Annotated in this window: 17 protein-coding genes; 7 read left to right on the forward strand and 10 right to left on the reverse strand. The window is 70.2% G+C overall.

Annotated features, from left to right (window positions below):
- Positions 1-187: 187 nt before the first annotated feature.
- The 6 genes from ACIRRY_RS22030 to ACIRRY_RS22055 form a co-directional block, all read right to left on the reverse strand.
- Positions 188-1,801, reverse strand: a complete 1,614-nt coding sequence (locus ACIRRY_RS22030; RefSeq protein ID WP_403975226.1) for a DoxX family membrane protein — start codon at positions 1,799-1,801, stop codon at positions 188-190.
- A gap of 118 nt (positions 1,802-1,919) precedes the next feature.
- On the reverse strand, positions 1,920-2,861 hold the full coding sequence (rlmB, locus tag ACIRRY_RS22035; protein WP_403975229.1) for a 23S rRNA (guanosine(2251)-2'-O)-methyltransferase RlmB: 942 nt from the start codon (positions 2,859-2,861) through the stop codon (positions 1,920-1,922).
- A gap of 125 nt (positions 2,862-2,986) precedes the next feature.
- Positions 2,987-4,396, reverse strand: a complete 1,410-nt coding sequence (cysS, locus tag ACIRRY_RS22040) for a cysteine--tRNA ligase (RefSeq protein ID WP_403975232.1) — start codon at positions 4,394-4,396, stop codon at positions 2,987-2,989.
- Positions 4,397-4,519: 123 nt separating this feature from the next.
- On the reverse strand, positions 4,520-5,017 hold the full coding sequence (gene ispF, locus ACIRRY_RS22045; protein ID WP_403975234.1) for a 2-C-methyl-D-erythritol 2,4-cyclodiphosphate synthase: 498 nt from the start codon (positions 5,015-5,017) through the stop codon (positions 4,520-4,522).
- Positions 5,007-5,759 (reverse strand): 2-C-methyl-D-erythritol 4-phosphate cytidylyltransferase, encoded by a 753-nt coding sequence (gene ispD / locus ACIRRY_RS22050; RefSeq protein ID WP_403975236.1) that lies wholly within the window; start codon positions 5,757-5,759, stop codon positions 5,007-5,009. The genes ispF and ispD overlap by 11 nt, the downstream gene beginning before the upstream one ends.
- Positions 5,760-6,020: 261 nt before the next feature.
- Entirely contained in the window at positions 6,021-6,503 is a 483-nt protein-coding gene (locus ACIRRY_RS22055; protein ID WP_003953493.1) for a CarD family transcriptional regulator, read from the reverse strand.
- A 611-nt stretch (positions 6,504-7,114) separates the two neighbouring features.
- Here ACIRRY_RS22055 and ACIRRY_RS22060 point away from each other — a divergent pair.
- Positions 7,115-7,771, forward strand: coding sequence for a DUF461 domain-containing protein (locus ACIRRY_RS22060; protein ID WP_403975238.1), 657 nt, complete (start codon positions 7,115-7,117; stop codon positions 7,769-7,771).
- A 92-nt stretch (positions 7,772-7,863) separates the two neighbouring features.
- Here the strand turns inward: ACIRRY_RS22060 and ACIRRY_RS22065 are convergent, their stop codons facing one another.
- Positions 7,864-8,544, reverse strand: a complete 681-nt coding sequence (locus ACIRRY_RS22065) for a response regulator transcription factor (protein WP_009340348.1) — start codon at positions 8,542-8,544, stop codon at positions 7,864-7,866.
- Positions 8,541-9,794 (reverse strand): cell wall metabolism sensor histidine kinase WalK, encoded by a 1,254-nt coding sequence (locus ACIRRY_RS22070; RefSeq protein ID WP_033281263.1) that lies wholly within the window; start codon positions 9,792-9,794, stop codon positions 8,541-8,543. Before ACIRRY_RS22070 ends, ACIRRY_RS22065 begins: the two co-directional genes overlap by 4 nt.
- Positions 9,795-10,026: 232 nt before the next feature.
- Between ACIRRY_RS22070 and phoU the strand changes: the two genes are divergently transcribed.
- The 5 genes from phoU to ACIRRY_RS22095 all read left to right on the forward strand — a co-directional run bounded on the left by phoU (position 10,027) and on the right by ACIRRY_RS22095 (position 13,229).
- Positions 10,027-10,716, forward strand: coding sequence for a phosphate signaling complex protein PhoU (phoU, locus tag ACIRRY_RS22075; protein ID WP_019062517.1), 690 nt, complete (start codon positions 10,027-10,029; stop codon positions 10,714-10,716).
- Positions 10,717-10,837: 121 nt separating this feature from the next.
- On the forward strand, positions 10,838-10,993 hold the full coding sequence (locus ACIRRY_RS22080; RefSeq protein ID WP_019062518.1) for a hypothetical protein: 156 nt from the start codon (positions 10,838-10,840) through the stop codon (positions 10,991-10,993).
- A 142-nt stretch (positions 10,994-11,135) separates the two neighbouring features.
- Complete coding sequence (locus ACIRRY_RS22085) at positions 11,136-11,384, forward strand: SCO4226 family nickel-binding protein (RefSeq protein WP_200677255.1); 249 nt, start codon at positions 11,136-11,138, stop codon at positions 11,382-11,384.
- Between the two features lie 116 nt (positions 11,385-11,500).
- Complete coding sequence (locus ACIRRY_RS22090; protein ID WP_403975242.1) at positions 11,501-11,692, forward strand: hypothetical protein; 192 nt, start codon at positions 11,501-11,503, stop codon at positions 11,690-11,692.
- Between the two features lie 157 nt (positions 11,693-11,849).
- Positions 11,850-13,229 carry a S8 family serine peptidase gene (locus tag ACIRRY_RS22095; protein WP_403975244.1) on the forward strand — a complete coding sequence of 460 codons (1,380 nt, stop codon included), beginning with the start codon at positions 11,850-11,852 and terminating at the stop codon, positions 13,227-13,229.
- A gap of 99 nt (positions 13,230-13,328) precedes the next feature.
- Here the strand turns inward: ACIRRY_RS22095 and ACIRRY_RS22100 are convergent, their stop codons facing one another.
- Positions 13,329-13,847 carry a hypothetical protein gene (locus ACIRRY_RS22100; RefSeq protein ID WP_403975247.1) on the reverse strand — a complete coding sequence of 173 codons (519 nt, stop codon included), beginning with the start codon at positions 13,845-13,847 and terminating at the stop codon, positions 13,329-13,331.
- A gap of 113 nt (positions 13,848-13,960) precedes the next feature.
- Entirely contained in the window at positions 13,961-14,197 is a 237-nt protein-coding gene (locus ACIRRY_RS22105) for a hypothetical protein (protein WP_403975249.1), read from the reverse strand.
- A gap of 65 nt (positions 14,198-14,262) precedes the next feature.
- Here ACIRRY_RS22105 and ACIRRY_RS22110 point away from each other — a divergent pair, with 65 nt between their 5' ends.
- Entirely contained in the window at positions 14,263-14,565 is a 303-nt protein-coding gene (locus ACIRRY_RS22110) for a ribosomal protein L7/L12 (RefSeq protein ID WP_403975252.1), read from the forward strand.
- The last annotated feature ends 336 nt before the right edge of the window (positions 14,566-14,901 follow it).

Raw genomic sequence — 14,901 nt, forward strand, 5'->3', positions numbered from 1 at the left:
GCCCCTTCGTGGGGGGGGGGGGGGGGGGGGGGGTGGGGGGGGGGGGGGGGGGGGCGCCCCGCCCCCCCCCCCCCCCCCCCCCCCCCGGGGGCGCCCCCCCCCCCCGCCCCCCCCCCCCGCCTCAGTTTTCTTTCCCGGAATCAGCCGGTGGACGGCGACTGCTTCAACAAGCCGCCCACCGGCCCAGTTACCCCAACAGGCCGCCCACCAGGCCCGGCTGGCCGGAGGAGGATGAACCCCCGGTGCTGGAGCCGCCGTTGGAGCCGGTGCCGCCGCTGGTGCCGCCGCCGGACGTGGGGCCGGAGGTGGTGCTGGGGGCCTGGCCGGCCGGGGAGGACTGCTGGGGCTGGGTGCGGCCCGCGGTGCCCTGGGTCTGGCTGGGGGCGCCGCTGGTGGCCGTACCGGTGGAGGAGGAGCGGGTCGCGCCCGGGGTCGTCGCGGCCCCGGAGGGCTTGGCCGAAGTCGCGGGCCTGGACGGCGACTTGGAGGCCTTGGGGGTGCTGCTGTGGCTCTTGGTCGGCTCTCCGGGGAGCGGGGCGCCCGGCAGTTCGTTGCGCGGGGCCTCGCCGGGGCCGGGGACGACCACACGGCTGGAGTCGCGGACCGCGCCGCCGAGCAACGAGCCGACGAGCAGGGTGAGTCCGACTGCAACGGCCGTGACGAGGGCGCCGCGGCGCAGGACGTAGCGGCGCAGCTCCCAGATGTCCGCGCGCGGTCCGAGGCGGCGCCAGGCGCTGCCCGCGAGGCGGCCGTCGACGGAGTAGACCGGGGCGCCCGCGATGATCAGCGGGGACCAGGCGGCGAGATAGATGATGTCGGGCGCGTCGTAGGCCGGGACGGTCTTCCAGCTGACCGTGACGATCAGGGCCGCCGAGAGCAGCGCGCCGAAGACCGCGGCGACCCGCTGCCACAGGCCCAGGATCGTGAGGACGCCCACGATGACCTGGGCGAAGGCGATGACGAGCCCGGAGCCGACCGGGTGCTGGAGCGCGAACTGCCGTAGTGGCTCGGCAACTTCCCACGGGTGCAGGGTGTTGAGCCACTTCACCATCGAGCCGCGCTTGCCGCCGTCGAAGTAGACGGGGTCGCACAGCTTGCCCATGCCGGCGTAGATGGAGATGAAGCCGAGGAAGATGCGGAGCGGGAGGAGGACGACCCCGAGGTTCATCCGGCGGCCCGGGTAATAGGCGTGCCGTACGGGCTCGTTGGGGTTTCGCCTGGTGCGGCGGGCGCGTTCCGCCTCGTCGAAGTCCTCGAACTCCGGCTTGCCGTAGGCGGGTTCGTCGTAGGCGCTGCCCACCGTCCGCATGGGCGGCAGGAGTCGGGTCTCGCCGGTGTCGTGATCGCCGCCGCGCTGGGCACCGACGACCGGGGTCTCGATGGTCTGCGCGGTCAGGTCGCCGTCGTAACCCCCGCTGTCGATACGGGGGATGACCTGGGTGGCTCCGGCGTCGCCGCCCGGTTCCTCGCCGTGCCGGACGCCCGTGCCGCGCACGGCCTGGAGCAGCCGGTGGGCGCCGGTGTCGTCCGGGGCGGACTTGCCGCTCCAGACGACGGGCCGGCGGCGCGCGCCGGTGGCGGCGGGGATCCGGCCGGGGGCATCGGTGGCGCTCAGGTGCCGTGCGATCCGCGGCGACGGGGGACGCGACGAGGCGCCCAACTGCACGCGGAAGCTCGCATGATTGACGATGATCTGCGCCGGATCGCTCGGCACCTTCACCATGCTCAGCGCGGGAGCGTCGTCGAAGCCCGACGGGCCGTCCCCCGTGGGTGTGCGGGGTGTTCTGGTGTCCACACTCATCTAACCGAGTGACGTGTGTTTAGGACACTGCTTTGACTCGCCGGAAGTGTCCGGACCGCGTCAAGCGGGTGCCCGGCGCCCAGATTGCCCCGAGTGGGGGACGGTGCCGAACGCCCGTTCAGGAACGCTTGCGCGCCGCCTCGTAGAGCACGACCCCGGCCGCCACACCGGCGTTGAGGGACTCCGCGCCGCCCGGCATCGGGATGCGGACCCTGAAGTCGCAGGTCTCGCCCACGAGTCGGGACAGGCCCTTGCCCTCGCTGCCGACGACGATGACCACCGGGCCTTCCAGCGCGGCGAGTTCACCGACCTCGTGCTCACCGTCGGCCGCGAGACCGACGATCGCGAGACCCGCCTTCTTGTACGCCTCCAGCGCGCGCGTCAGGTTCGTCGCGCGGGCGACGGGCGTACGGGCCGCCGTACCGGCCGACGACTTCCACGCACCGGCGGTCATGCCGGCCGCGCGCCGCTCGGGGACGAGCACGCCGTGGCCGCCGAACGCGGCGACGGAGCGGACGATCGCGCCGAGGTTGCGCGGGTCGGTCACCCCGTCGAGGGCGACGATCAGCGGGTCCTCACCCTTGTCGTAGGCCGCGTTGGCGAGGTCCTCGGCGTGCGCGTATTCGTATGCCGGGACCTGGAGGACCAGGCCCTGGTGGTTGAGGCCGTTCGTCATGCGGTCCAGCTCGGGGCGCGGGGCCTCCATGAGGTGGATGCCACCGCGCTCGGCGACGAGCTGGAGCGCCTCGCGCACCCGCTCGTCGTTGTCGATGAACTGCTGGACGTAGAGCGTGACCGCCGGGACGCCCTCGCGCAGCGCCTCCACGACCGGGTTGCGGCCGACGACCATCTCGGACGTGCCCTTGCCGCCACGCCCGCGCGCGGCCGGGCGGCGCTGGACCTGCTTGGCCTTGGCGTTGGCGACACGGTTCTTCTTGTGGCCCTTGCGCGCCTCGGCGGGCGGGGTGGGGCCCTTGCCTTCGAGGCCCCTGCGCCGCTGGCCGCCACTGCCGACCTGCGCGCCCTTCTTGCCGGACATGCGGCGGTTGTTGGCTGCCATGACCTACCTGTCTGTTCAGAGTCGTATCAAAAGCTCGTGGACGTACGTCTGTGCACTGTGCGTCTATGCAGTGTGCCGCCCGGAGGGCCGGGCGGCACAGTCGATCTTCGTTGACCGGGGTGGGTTCAGCGTGGGCCGAGGGTCCAGCGCGGGCCCTGCGGACCGTCCTCGATGACCAGGCCCGACTGGTTGAGCTGGTCGCGGATGGCGTCCGCGGTGCCCCAGTCCTTACGGCCCCGGGCGGCCTCGCGCTGGTCGAGGACCATGCGGACCAGGGTGTCGACGACGCCGTGCAGGTCTTCGCCGCGGTCGGTCTCGCCGGCCCACTGCGGGTTCAGCGGGTCCAGGCCGAGGACGCCGAGCATGGCGCGCACCTCGGCGAGGCGGGCCACGGCGGCTTCCTTGTCGTCGGCGGCCAGCGCGCTGTTGCCCTGCCGGACCGTGGTGTGCACGACGGCGAGCGCCTGCGGCACGCCCAGGTCGTCGTCCATGGCCTCGGCGAACGCGGGCGGCACCTCGGCCGCGGGCTCGACGACTCCCCCGGCCTTCCCTGCCTTTTCGGTGACTCGCTGCACGAAGCCCTCGATCCGCGCGAACGCGGACTCGGCCTCGCGCAGGGCCTCCTCGCTGTACTCGATCATCGAGCGGTAGTGCGGGGTGCCGAGGTAGTAGCGCAGGACGATGGGCCGCCACTGCTTGACCATCTCGGAGACGAGGACGCTGTTGCCCAGCGATTTGGCCATCTTCTCGCCGGCGATGGTCACCCAGGCGTTGTGCAGCCAGTACTGCGCGAAGTCGTCGCCGTAGGCCTTCGCCTGGGCGATCTCGTTCTCGTGGTGCGGGAAGATCAGGTCGAGGCCGCCGCCGTGGATGTCGAAGGCGGGGCCCAGGTACTTGTGCGCCATCGCCGAGCACTCCAGGTGCCAGCCGGGGCGGCCGCGGCCCCACGGGGTCTCCCAGTCGGGCTCGCCCGGCTTGGTCGCCTTCCACATCGCGAAGTCGCGCGGGTCCCGTTTCCCGGTGATGCCATCCTCGGAGGGCTGGCGCAGGTCGTCGATGTCCTGGTTGGACAGCTGGAGATAGTCCGGGTAGGACCGCACGTCGAAGTAGACGCTGCCGTCGGCCTCGTACGCGTGACCGCGCTCGATCAGCCCGCGCATCATCTCGATCATCTCGGGGACGTGGCCGGTCGCCCGCGGTTCGTACGTCGGCGGGAGGCAGCCGAGTGCCTGGTAGCCGTCGTTGAACGCGCGCTCGTTCTCGTAGCCGATGGACCACCAAGGGCGGCCCTGGTCACGGGACTTGGCGATGATCTTGTCGTCGATGTCGGTGACGTTGCGGATGAACGTGACGTCGTAGCCGCGGTATTCGAACCAGCGGCGGAGGATGTCGAAGTTCAGACCCGAGCGGATGTGGCCGATGTGGGGAGCGGCCTGCACGGTGGCACCACACAGGTAGATCGAGACACAGCCCGCGGTGAGCGGGGTGAAGTCACGAATCTGCCGGGCGCTGGTGTCGTACAGACGAATGGTCACGGTACAAGGGTAGTGGGCGGTAAGGGGTGCCCGGTGCCTTCCTGTGGATTGGCCGTTTTCGGGTGCGGGTCGGTGGGGGCTGGTCGCGCAGTTCCCCGCGCCCCTAAAAGAAGGCCGGACCAGCTAGGTGCGTTTCACCACCAGGGCTGTTGCCACTGCCATCAGACCCTCTTCCCTCCCCGGGAAGCCCAAACCGTCCGTCGTCGCGCCCGACACCGACACCGGCGCTCCCGCCGCCTCCGACAGGAGCTTCTGGGCCTCGTCTCTCCGTTTGCCGATCTTCGGGCGGGGGCCGATCACCTGTACGGCCACGTTGCCGATGGTGAAGCCCGCCTCGCGGACGATGCGGGCCGCCTCTGTCAGCAAGGTGACGCCGGACGCGCCCGACCACTCGGGGCGGCCCGTGCCGAAGTGCTGGCCCAGGTCGCCGAGGCCCGCTGCGGAGAACAGGGCGTTGCAGGCCGCGTGGGCGACGACGTCCGCGTCGGAGTGGCCGGCCAGGCCAGGGCCCTCGCCCTCCCACTTGAGGCCCGCGCACCACAGCTCGCGGCCCTCCTCGAAGGCGTGGATGTCGGTACCGATGCCGACCTGGGGAAGCACCATGAACGGCTCAGAAGCCATCGTTCAGCCTCCTGCGGGCCAGGACCGCCTCCGCGAGGACGAGGTCCAGGGGGCGGGTCACCTTGAAGGCCTCCTCGTGGCCGGGGACGACCACGACCGTCAGGCCCAGCTGCTCGACCATGCTCGCGTCGTCGGTGACGTTGTCGGTGACCGTCTCGTGGGCGCGGACGAGCGTGGCGCGGTCGAAGCCCTGCGGGGTCTGTACGGCGCGCAGGCGGGCCCGCTCGGGGGTGGCGACCACCGGTTCCGGGTCGCCGGGGTGCGCGGCCGGCTCGACTTCCTTGACGGTGTCGGCCAGCGGCAGGGCCGGTACGACGGCGGGGGCTCCGTCCCGTACGGCCTCGATGACCGCGTCGACCGTGTCGACCGGGACGAGCGGGCGGGCCGCGTCGTGGACCAGGACGATGTCGTGGCCGGGGGGCAGCGCGTCCAGGCCGAGCTTCACGGACTCCTGGCGGGAGTCGCCGCCGGGGACGACCAGGAAGTCGGTGCGCTCGGGCAGCGCGTGCGCGTCGAGGAGGGTCTTGACCTCGGCGGCGCCGTCGGGCGGGGCCACGACGACGACCAGGGAGACCGCGCGGGACGCGGCGAGTGCGCGGATCGCGTGGATGAGCATGGGGGTGCCGTTCAGCGCGCGTAGCGCTTTGGGGGCGCCCGGGCCGAGGCGTACGCCCCGTCCGGCGGCCGGGATCACGGCGGCGACGGAGGACTGCGCCTGCGAAGAGCGCGAATCGTCAGACATCGGTTCCTGTCAGGTTTGTGTGCTCGACCTACGTGGGTATGGCCTCAGGAGTGCCGGGCGCGACGCCTTGACCGGACCCTTCCGTGACACCGGTCGAGCCTGCTGCCCGGGCCCGGCACACCATTATCGGGGGATGTCTCTCCGGCGTTCGGTGGGGTCGGAAAATTCCCCTGGACATGCCGAAGCGCCCGGCGACAGGGGGACTGTCATCGGGCACCACGGCATTTCAGTGTGCTGAGCAGGGCGTACCAGTCGCCTGCGTCAGGACGCGAGAACCTCGTCGAGCAAGGCCTCGGCCTTGTCCTCGTTCGTGTTCTCCGCGAGCGCGAGCTCACTCACCAGGATCTGGCGAGCCTTGGCGAGCATGCGCTTCTCACCTGCGGACAGTCCGCGCTCGCGCTCACGACGCCACAGGTCACGGACGACTTCCGCGACCTTGATGACATCGCCGGAGGCGAGCTTCTCGAGATTTGCCTTGTAACGACGCGACCAGTTCGTGGGCTCCTCGGCATACGGAGCGCGCAGCACCTCGAAGACCCGGTCCAGCCCGTCCTGACCGACCACATCACGTACGCCGACGAACTCCGCATTGTCCGCTGGCACACGCACCGTCAGGTCACCCTGAGCGACCTTCAGCACCAAGTAGGTCTTGTCCACGCCTTTGATCTGGCGAGTTTCGATAGCCTCGATCAGCGCGGCCCCGTGATGGGGATAGACCACGGTGTCGCCAACCTTGAACGTCATGTGACAGGTACCCCTTCCGTGGCTATCCAGGGTAACACGGAAACTGCGGGTTCTGAATGGCGTTTTCGCAGGTCAGGGCATATCTCGGGGCTTGACAACAGCAACAGGAACGTGCTGCGGAGGCCGAGCGGAAGAGGGTATTCGCAGGTCGGAGCAGCTCTCCGGGCGAGGTGAAACGCGTACGTTACACACATCCGGAGGCGCCCCCGAGCGGTCGAACGTCCCCAAATGTCTGGTTCCAAGTGCCCGACTTCCGCTACTCCGTTCGGTGGCCGGAGCCCGGTACGAGGCGAATCCGGAATTGATCACCGAGGCCCGCCGAGATGTCGTTGATCCATTTCCCGAGGTGCCGTGCATTCTTCACGGAAAATCCGCCGACAGACGCCTGAGCTGCTTATGTGAATGCCGGACGAGTAGCGGGCGCAAGTGACCGGTGAGTCACTTGTGGGAGGCGGGTACGCCCGGCCCGAACGAAGACAGGTGAGGTTGGGGGAGGGTCGGGTGCGGTGGTGCGGGAACGGCTCGGTAACCTAAGGCCGCTGACAGACACTTAGGGCGGCTTTATTCGGGAGTCGCCCTGCTCCGCCCACGTTCAAGGAGTAGCCGCCGCCGTGAGCAGCAGCCTTCGACGCGGCACCCTCGCCGCCGCCGCCATCGCGTTCTCGATCGCCTCGCTCGCCGCGTGCGGTGCCGGCAACGACGCACAGACGCTGGGGGTCAAGCCGGACAACGCGGCCGCCACCGTCGGCGTCATCAAGGTGCAGAACGCGCTCGTCATCACCCAGCCCCTCACCGGGTCCGGCACCGAGGGCGCGGGCCCGGCGGTGATCTCCGCGACCCTGTTCAACACCGGCACCACGAACCAGACCCTGGACTCCGTCAGCGTCGACGGCGCCGGCAGCGCCACGCTCACCCCCGCGAAGGGCAAGGGCAAGCTGGTCGTCCCGGCCGGCGGCTCGCTGATCCTGGGCGGCCAGGGCAACGCCTCCGCGGCGCTGGCCACCCCCGGCGACAGCCTCCAGGACGGCAACGCCCAGAAGGTCACCTTCACCCTCAGCACGACCGGCGGGGTGGGCCTGAGCGCGTTCGTCGTCCCGGCCGACAGCTACTTCACCAAGTGGGGCCCGACCGCGATCCCCACGGCCGCCCCGGGCGCCTCCGCGACCACCTCCACCTCGCCGAAGCCGGGCAAGAGCACCTCGGCCACCCCGACCGACTCGTCCTCCGCGAGCGCGACGGCCACGGAGTCGGCCACCACCACCGGCTGAGCACCCAGCAGTCGTACGGCTACGACGATGGGCGGGACCTCACACAGAGGTCCCGCCCATCGTCGTAGCGCCGGTAAAAGCGTGCTCGCGGTCTACGGCTCGAACTTGTAGCCGAGGCCACGCACCGTCACCAGATACCTGGGCGCGCCCGGGTCCGGCTCGATCTTGGCGCGGAGGCGCTTGACGTGGACGTCCAGGGTCTTGGTGTCGCCCACGTAGTCGGCGCCCCAGACTCTGTCGATGAGCTGCATGCGGGTCAGTACGCGGCCCGCGTTGCGCAGGAGCATCTCCAGCAGGTCGAACTCCTTGAGGGGCAGGTCGACCTTGGAGCCGGAGACCGTGACCACGTGGCGATCCACGTCCATGCGGACCGGACCTGCCTCGAGGGCGGCCGGGGTGACCTCCTCGGGCTCGCCGCGGCGGCGCAGGACGGCCCGGATACGGGCGACCAGTTCGCGGGACGAGAAGGGCTTGGTGACGTAGTCATCGGCTCCTATTTCCAGGCCTACGACCTTGTCGATCTCGCTGTCCTTGGCGGTCACCATGATGACGGGGACGTTGGAGCGGCCGCGCAGCTGGCGGCAGACCTCCGTGCCGGGCAGCCCCGGCAGCATCAGGTCGAGCAGGACGAGATCGGCGCCGTTGCGCTCGAACTCGTCGAGCCCGTCGGGCCCGGTGGTCGCGATGGCGACCTCGAAGCCCTCTTTGCGGAGCATGTACGACAGGGCGTCGGAGAAGGACTCCTCGTCCTCGACGACGAGCACTCGGGTCACGGAAGGACCTCCGGGGCGGGAAGCGGTTCGTACGGGGATGGTTCAGGGGACCCCTCGACCTCGTCGTCGAGGTCGGGGTGCTGGTGGGCACGGTCGCGGGCCGCACCCGCCTCCGGCAGCCTCAGGGTGAACGTGGAGCCCTGTCCCTCGGAGCTCCACACCGTGACCTCCCCGCCGTGCGAGGCGGCCACGTGCTTGACGATCGCCAGTCCGAGACCCGTACCGCCGGTGGCCCGCGAGCGGGCCGGGTCGACACGGTAGAAGCGCTCGAACACGCGCTCCTTGTCCTTCTCGGAGATGCCGATGCCCTGGTCGGTGACGGCGACCTCGATGTGGTCGCCGCCGCCCGCGCTGACCCGGCGGGCGGCTATTCCGACGCGGGTACGGGCGGGCGAGTAGTTGACGGCGTTCTCGACCAGGTTTCCGAGGGCGGCGGCCAGCTGGCCCCGGTTCCCGTAGACATGCAGGTCGGCGGTGCCGCCGGCGGCCATGGTGATCTGCTTGGTGCCGGCCTGGTGCCGGCAGCGGTCGATGGCCTCGGCGACGAGTTCGTCGACGCGGACGGGTTCGGCGTCTTCGAGGGGGTCGTCGTTCTGGACCCGCGACAGGTCGATGAGCTCCTGCACGAGATTGGTCAGGCGGGTGGCCTCGATCTGCATCCGGCCGGCGAAACGCTCCACCGCCTCAGGATCGTCGGAGGCGTCCATGACCGCCTCCGAGAGGAGGGAGAGCGCGCCGACCGGGGTCTTCAGTTCGTGGCTGACGTTCGCCACGAAGTCACGTCGTACGGCCTCGATACGGCGGGCCTCGGTGAGGTCCTCCACGAGGAGCAGGACGAGCCTGGAGCCGAGCGGCGCCACCCGGGCGGAGACCGCGAGGGCCTCCCCGCGGCCGGTGCCGCGCCGGGGCAGATCCAGCTCGACCTGGCGTATCTCGCCGTCGCGCCGGGTGTCCCGGGCCATTTGGAGCATCGGGTCGACGGAGAGTTTCCCGCCGCGGACCAGTCCGAGGGCGTACGCCGCCGAGCTGGCCTTGACCACGGCGTCCGCCTCGTCGAGGACGACGGCCGAGGAGCGGAGCACCGAGAGCACGGTGTCCACACCCGGCGGAAGCACCGGGTCCGTATGCAGGGAGGTCCTGGTCGGTCGCTTCTGGTCGCGTTCGCTCCAGCGGAACGCCAGCATGGCGATGACACCGGTGAGCACCCCGGCGATCGCTGCCGCTGCGGCGACCGCCGCGTTCACGTCCATGCCCCCAGGTTAGGCATGGGATACCTCCTGGCCACAGCCATCGGAGTGCGACCTCGAACACTCGTCGCCCAGAGTTCACCTTGGAGCCAGTATTGGTTCATTTGGGGTGGCGGAAACCGTCGCGTAGGAGCGGGAACGTGGGAGCGTGGGGTGGAAGGGCCGGTTTTTAGTCACAGTCTGACGGGCCCGGGGCCCCTGAGCCCCCGAAGCGAACGTAGGAGAGGGAACCCTGATGCGGGACGCGTACCACGAGGAACTTGACTCGATCGGTGACGGTCTGGTGGAGATGGCCCGGCTGACCGGGTCCGCGATCGGACGCGCCACGACGGCGATCCTGGACTCCGACCTGAAGCTGGCCGAGAGCGTCATCGAGGCCGACAAGAAGGTCGACGACCTCCAGCACGACCTGGAAGCACGGGCCATAGCCCTGCTGGCCCGGCAGCAGCCGGTGGCGACGGACCTGCGCATCGTCGTCACGTCGCTGCGCATGTCGGCCGACCTGGAGCGCTCCGGCGACCTCGCCCAGCACGTGGCGAAGCTCGCCCGGCTGCGCTTCCCGGACCGCGCCGTGCCGCACGACCTGCACGCGACCATCCTGGAGATGGGCCAGCTCGCCCAGCGCCTGATGGCCAAGGCGGCCGAGGTCATCATCACGAAGGACGTCGACCTGGCGCTCCAGCTGGAGCAGGACGACGACGCGATGGACCTGCTGCACCGCACGCTCTTCCAGCACCTGCTGGACGACAAGTGGAAGCACGGCATCGAGACCGCGGTCGACGTGACGCTGCTCGGCCGCTACTACGAGCGGTTCGCCGACCACGCGGTGTCGGTCGCCAAGCGCGTCGTGTTCCTGGTGACGGGTGAGCACGCGGACGAGCTCCAGCCGGACATCCAGCCGGTGACGGGGGCCGAGGGGGCGTAGCCCTCCCGGGGCGGCCGGGGGGTCCGGGCCGGGGGCTTGCGGGGGAAGCCCCAATGCGCCGTTGATGCGCCCAGCGGAACGGGCATCCAATGGGCACAGGCACCAGCCTCTAGGAGGACCCATGGCCGAATCCCCCGCCACGACGCCGGACCCGACGCAGGAGCGCGAGACGCAGCAGCCCGCCGAGATCAAGAGCCTCCCGCTCTTCGGCGCCTGCGGCTGCGGCTCGGGCTGCGGGTGCGGGTGCCAGTCCGGCAACCCGTGCCAGTGCGGCTGACCGACGCGCAGAGCCTCTGACCACGACGAAGGGGCTCCGGATGCTTCACGGCACCGGGGCCCCTTCGTCGTGCTCGGTCGCCGCGAGCGCCGTACGGGCGCAGCATGGAAGGAAGGGAAGGAACGGAAGGAGGTGCGCGGTCATGGCTCAGTACATGGACGTACACCACGGAATGAAGGGCATCACCGCCGACGAGTTGATGGCGGCCCACAAGGCGGATCTCGCCGTGGAGCGGGACGAGGGCGTCCACTTCGAGCGGGCCTGGGCGGACCCGGAGAGCGGAACCGTCTACTGCCTGTCGGAGGCGCCGTCGCCCGAGGCGGTCCAGCGCGTCCACGAACGCGCGGGGCACCGGGCGGACGAGGTGCACGCGGTGCCCTACTCGATCTGACCACCAGCCAGCCCCACCCCCGACCGGGTGGGGCGCTCCATGGTTCCTCGAGGTGCGCGAAGGCATCGTAGAAGGAAGCCGGTCCCGCCGGGGCCCTCGTCCGGAAGGAACGTCCCATGGAATCAACGCAGTTCACGAACGCGGGCTCCACCGCGGTCCCCGGCGAGAACACCCTCGCGCCGCTGCTGGCCGCGTGGGACCTGGCGCACCCCGCCGCGGGCGACCCCGAGTGGCGGCACGTGCTGGACGAGATCGCGCACCCCCGCACCACGGAGGCGTTCCAACGCCTCGCCGGGTCCGCCGCCTGAGTCAAGAGGGCCGATCGTCAGGTCCGTTCGTGCATTGAGTGCTGTTTGGGCAAAGGGTTCGGCATCGACCCTTCAACTGTCTTGTCCTGTGCATGTCTCACTGGGTGAGATGCACGCAGACCATTGCGTGCAACTCGCGATCACCCAGGGGGGATTCATGCGCACAGCCCACAACAGACGTGCCATAGCGGCTTCTACGGCCGCCACCGCCGCCCTCGCGGCCGCCGCGCTGGCGACCGCGCCGCTGGCCGGCCTCAGCAGCGCCGCGCCCGCCGCCGTACCGCAGACGAAGGCGATCCCGGCCATCACCGGACACACCCTCGCGCGCGACGTGCCCAGCCCGCTCACCAGCGAGCAGTGCGAGGCCAAGTGGCAGATCGCGTGCTACGGCCCGCTCCAGTACCGCACCGCGTACGACCTCAACTCCCTTTACCGGAAGGGCATTACCGGCAAGGGGCGGACGATCGTCATCGTCGACTCGTTCGGGTCGCCGACGATCCAGCACGATCTCGACGTCTACAGCAAGCAGTTCGGCATCCACAGCTCCAAGGTGAGTGTCGTCAAGTGGGGCAAGGTCCCGGTCTTCGACCCGACGAACGCGGACATGACCGGGTGGGCCGGCGAGACCACGCTGGACGTCGAGATGGCCCACGCGGTCGCGCCCGACGCGAAGATCGTGCTGGTGGAGACGGCGGTCGCCGAGACCGAGGGCGTGACCGGTCTGCCGGAGATGATGGACGCCGAGAAGCACCTGATCGACCACGGTGTCGGCGACGTCATCACGCAGAGCTTCGGCGCCACGGAGAACACCTTCCCCGGCTTCGACCAGGGCGACTTCTCCAGCATCAAGAAGCTGCGCTACGCCTTCGAGGACGCCAACCGCAAGAACGTGACCGTCCTCGCCGCCTCCGGCGACGGCGGCGCCACCGACTACAACGCGGACGGCTCGGCCTTCTACGACAAGCCCGTCAACTCCTGGCCTTCTTCGGACCCGTTGGTCACGTCGATCGGCGGCACGCAGCTCCACCTGAACGACAAGGGCGACCGGGTCACACCGGACAGCGTCTACAACGACTACGGCGCGGGCGGCGGCGGCCAGTCCCACGTGTTCGCCCGCCCGTCCTTCCAGAACGGCGTGAAGAGCGTCGTCGGCACCCAGCGCGCCACCCCCGACGTGTCGATGGCCGCCGCGGTCAACGGCGGCGCGTGGACGTACTCCAGCTTCGACCCGACGGCGATCGGCTGGGACGTCTACGGCGGCACGAGCGAGGCCAGCCCGCTCTTCTCGGGCATCATCGCCCTCGCGGACCAGGCGGCGGGGCACCGGGTCGGCAACATCAACTCGGCGCTGTACGCGCTCGCGCAGCACGGCGCCAAGGGCAACGGCATCGTGGATGTGAACGACGGCACGAACAACACGTATGCGGGCGTGACCGGTTACACCGCGGTCAACGGCTACGACATGGCGACGGGCGTGGGCACGGTGGACGCGCTGCGCTTCGTTCCGGCGCTGGCGAAGGCGAGTTGGCGGCGCTGAGGTCCCGCTGACGCGGTACGCAGAGGACGGCCCGGGTGCTGCTCACGCACCCGGGCCGTCCTCGTGTCCACTGTCCGCGTGACCACGGTCCGCGTGTCCTCACATGCTGATCGACTGGGCGTACGTGACCTGGTTCAGCACGTACACGACCTGCTCGCGCGACTGCACCGGGATCATCGTGGAGTGGTGCCGGCCACCGCTGTTGACGCTGACCTGTACGAACCCGGTGGTGACGCGCTCCTTCATCAGAAGGAACAGCAGCCCGACGAAGCAGAGCAGAAAGAAGACGACCGCGAGCACGATCGCGTGCGGCGGGATCCGCTCCTCGGTACGCGACATGTCGGTCGCCGTCCACACGGCCCCCCTGAGCGGCATCGGCCCGGCCGGACTGACGATGGTGTCACCGTTGACCGCGATGTCCCCGAGGGTCAACATCGGTGCGCCGTAAGGGATTTGGGGCTGGCTCTGCGGATACGGCTGCTGCGGCTGCGGTGCGGCCTGCGGATAGCCGTAGGCGCCCTCGGCGTAGGGACCGCTGGGCGGCGCGGTGTAGGGCGCGGTGTACGGGTTCTGTCCGGGCGGCTGTTCCGGCGGTGGGCCGGGGTACTGGTTCGCCATGGGTGCTCTTCCCCCCGAGAGTGCGTGTGGACTGCGCCGGACGTTCATCCTCTCGCCCGGTCACATCCCGTATCTACGTAATGACAAGAAATCACCGGGCATCGCCCTTCGAGTCATTCAGGCGTGGGTGTGGACGTAGGTACCGACGCCGATTTCCGATGCCGGACGAACCGCCGTCCCGCCACATAGAGGTTGACCAGCAGTATCGCCGCTCCCACGACGGGCCAGCCGATGGAGCCCCCCTCGCGGTGGGTCTGGACCCCGATCCACAGCACCATGACACCGACCAGCGGCCCCATCAGGTCGAGGAGGAGGTCCAGACGCCGCATGACTGTCGAAAAGTCGACCATGGCTTGATCGTGACAGGGGGTGGGCTCCTTGCCAAGGTTCGTTGTCGCCTTGGGAGGATGAGGCGGTGGCAGCAGACGACTCCGAACACGTCGAACACACCGAGCACTTCGAGTTGGTCTGTGACGACATGGCCTACGACGTGGTGGTCACCGATCCCGGTGCGCGGGTGCTCGATGTCGCCAAGGTCGTACGGCGGTTGACCGGGCTCAGCCTCTGGCGCGGCGAGGTGCTGGTGACGGAGGTGCCCGCGGTGGTTCTCGGCGAGGTGCTGGAGGCGGCTGCCGAGGCGGCGGTGGCGGCGCTCCAGGAGGCGGGGGCGGGGGCCGAGTTGAGGGAGTGGCAGCCGCCGAACCTCCCGAGGCCGTGAGTACGACGGCCCGGGTGGCGTCGGAATCGGATCGGAAGCGGGCGGTGGCTACCCGCGGAAGCGCCGACGGCGGTGCACTGGGACCCGGTGAGGCCGGGTGGCGGTGGCGGGCCAGTGACCGGTGGGCGATGCCGCGTGGGGGAGCCGTAGATGCGGAGGAACCCGTCGAAGCGGGGGATGGACGCCGAGGGCCACCCGGTCTCACCTCGGGGTCGGGGTCTGGCTCTGGGGTTGACACGGGCTCGGACTCGGGCACCGGCACCGGCTCGGGGTCTGGCTCTGGCTCGGACTCAGGCTCGGGGTCTCGGGCTCGCACCGGCTCGGGGTCTGGGACTG

It is taken from the genome of Streptomyces sp. NPDC101776, assembly GCF_044766845.1.
Classification (GTDB): Bacteria; Actinomycetota; Actinomycetes; order Streptomycetales; family Streptomycetaceae; genus Streptomyces.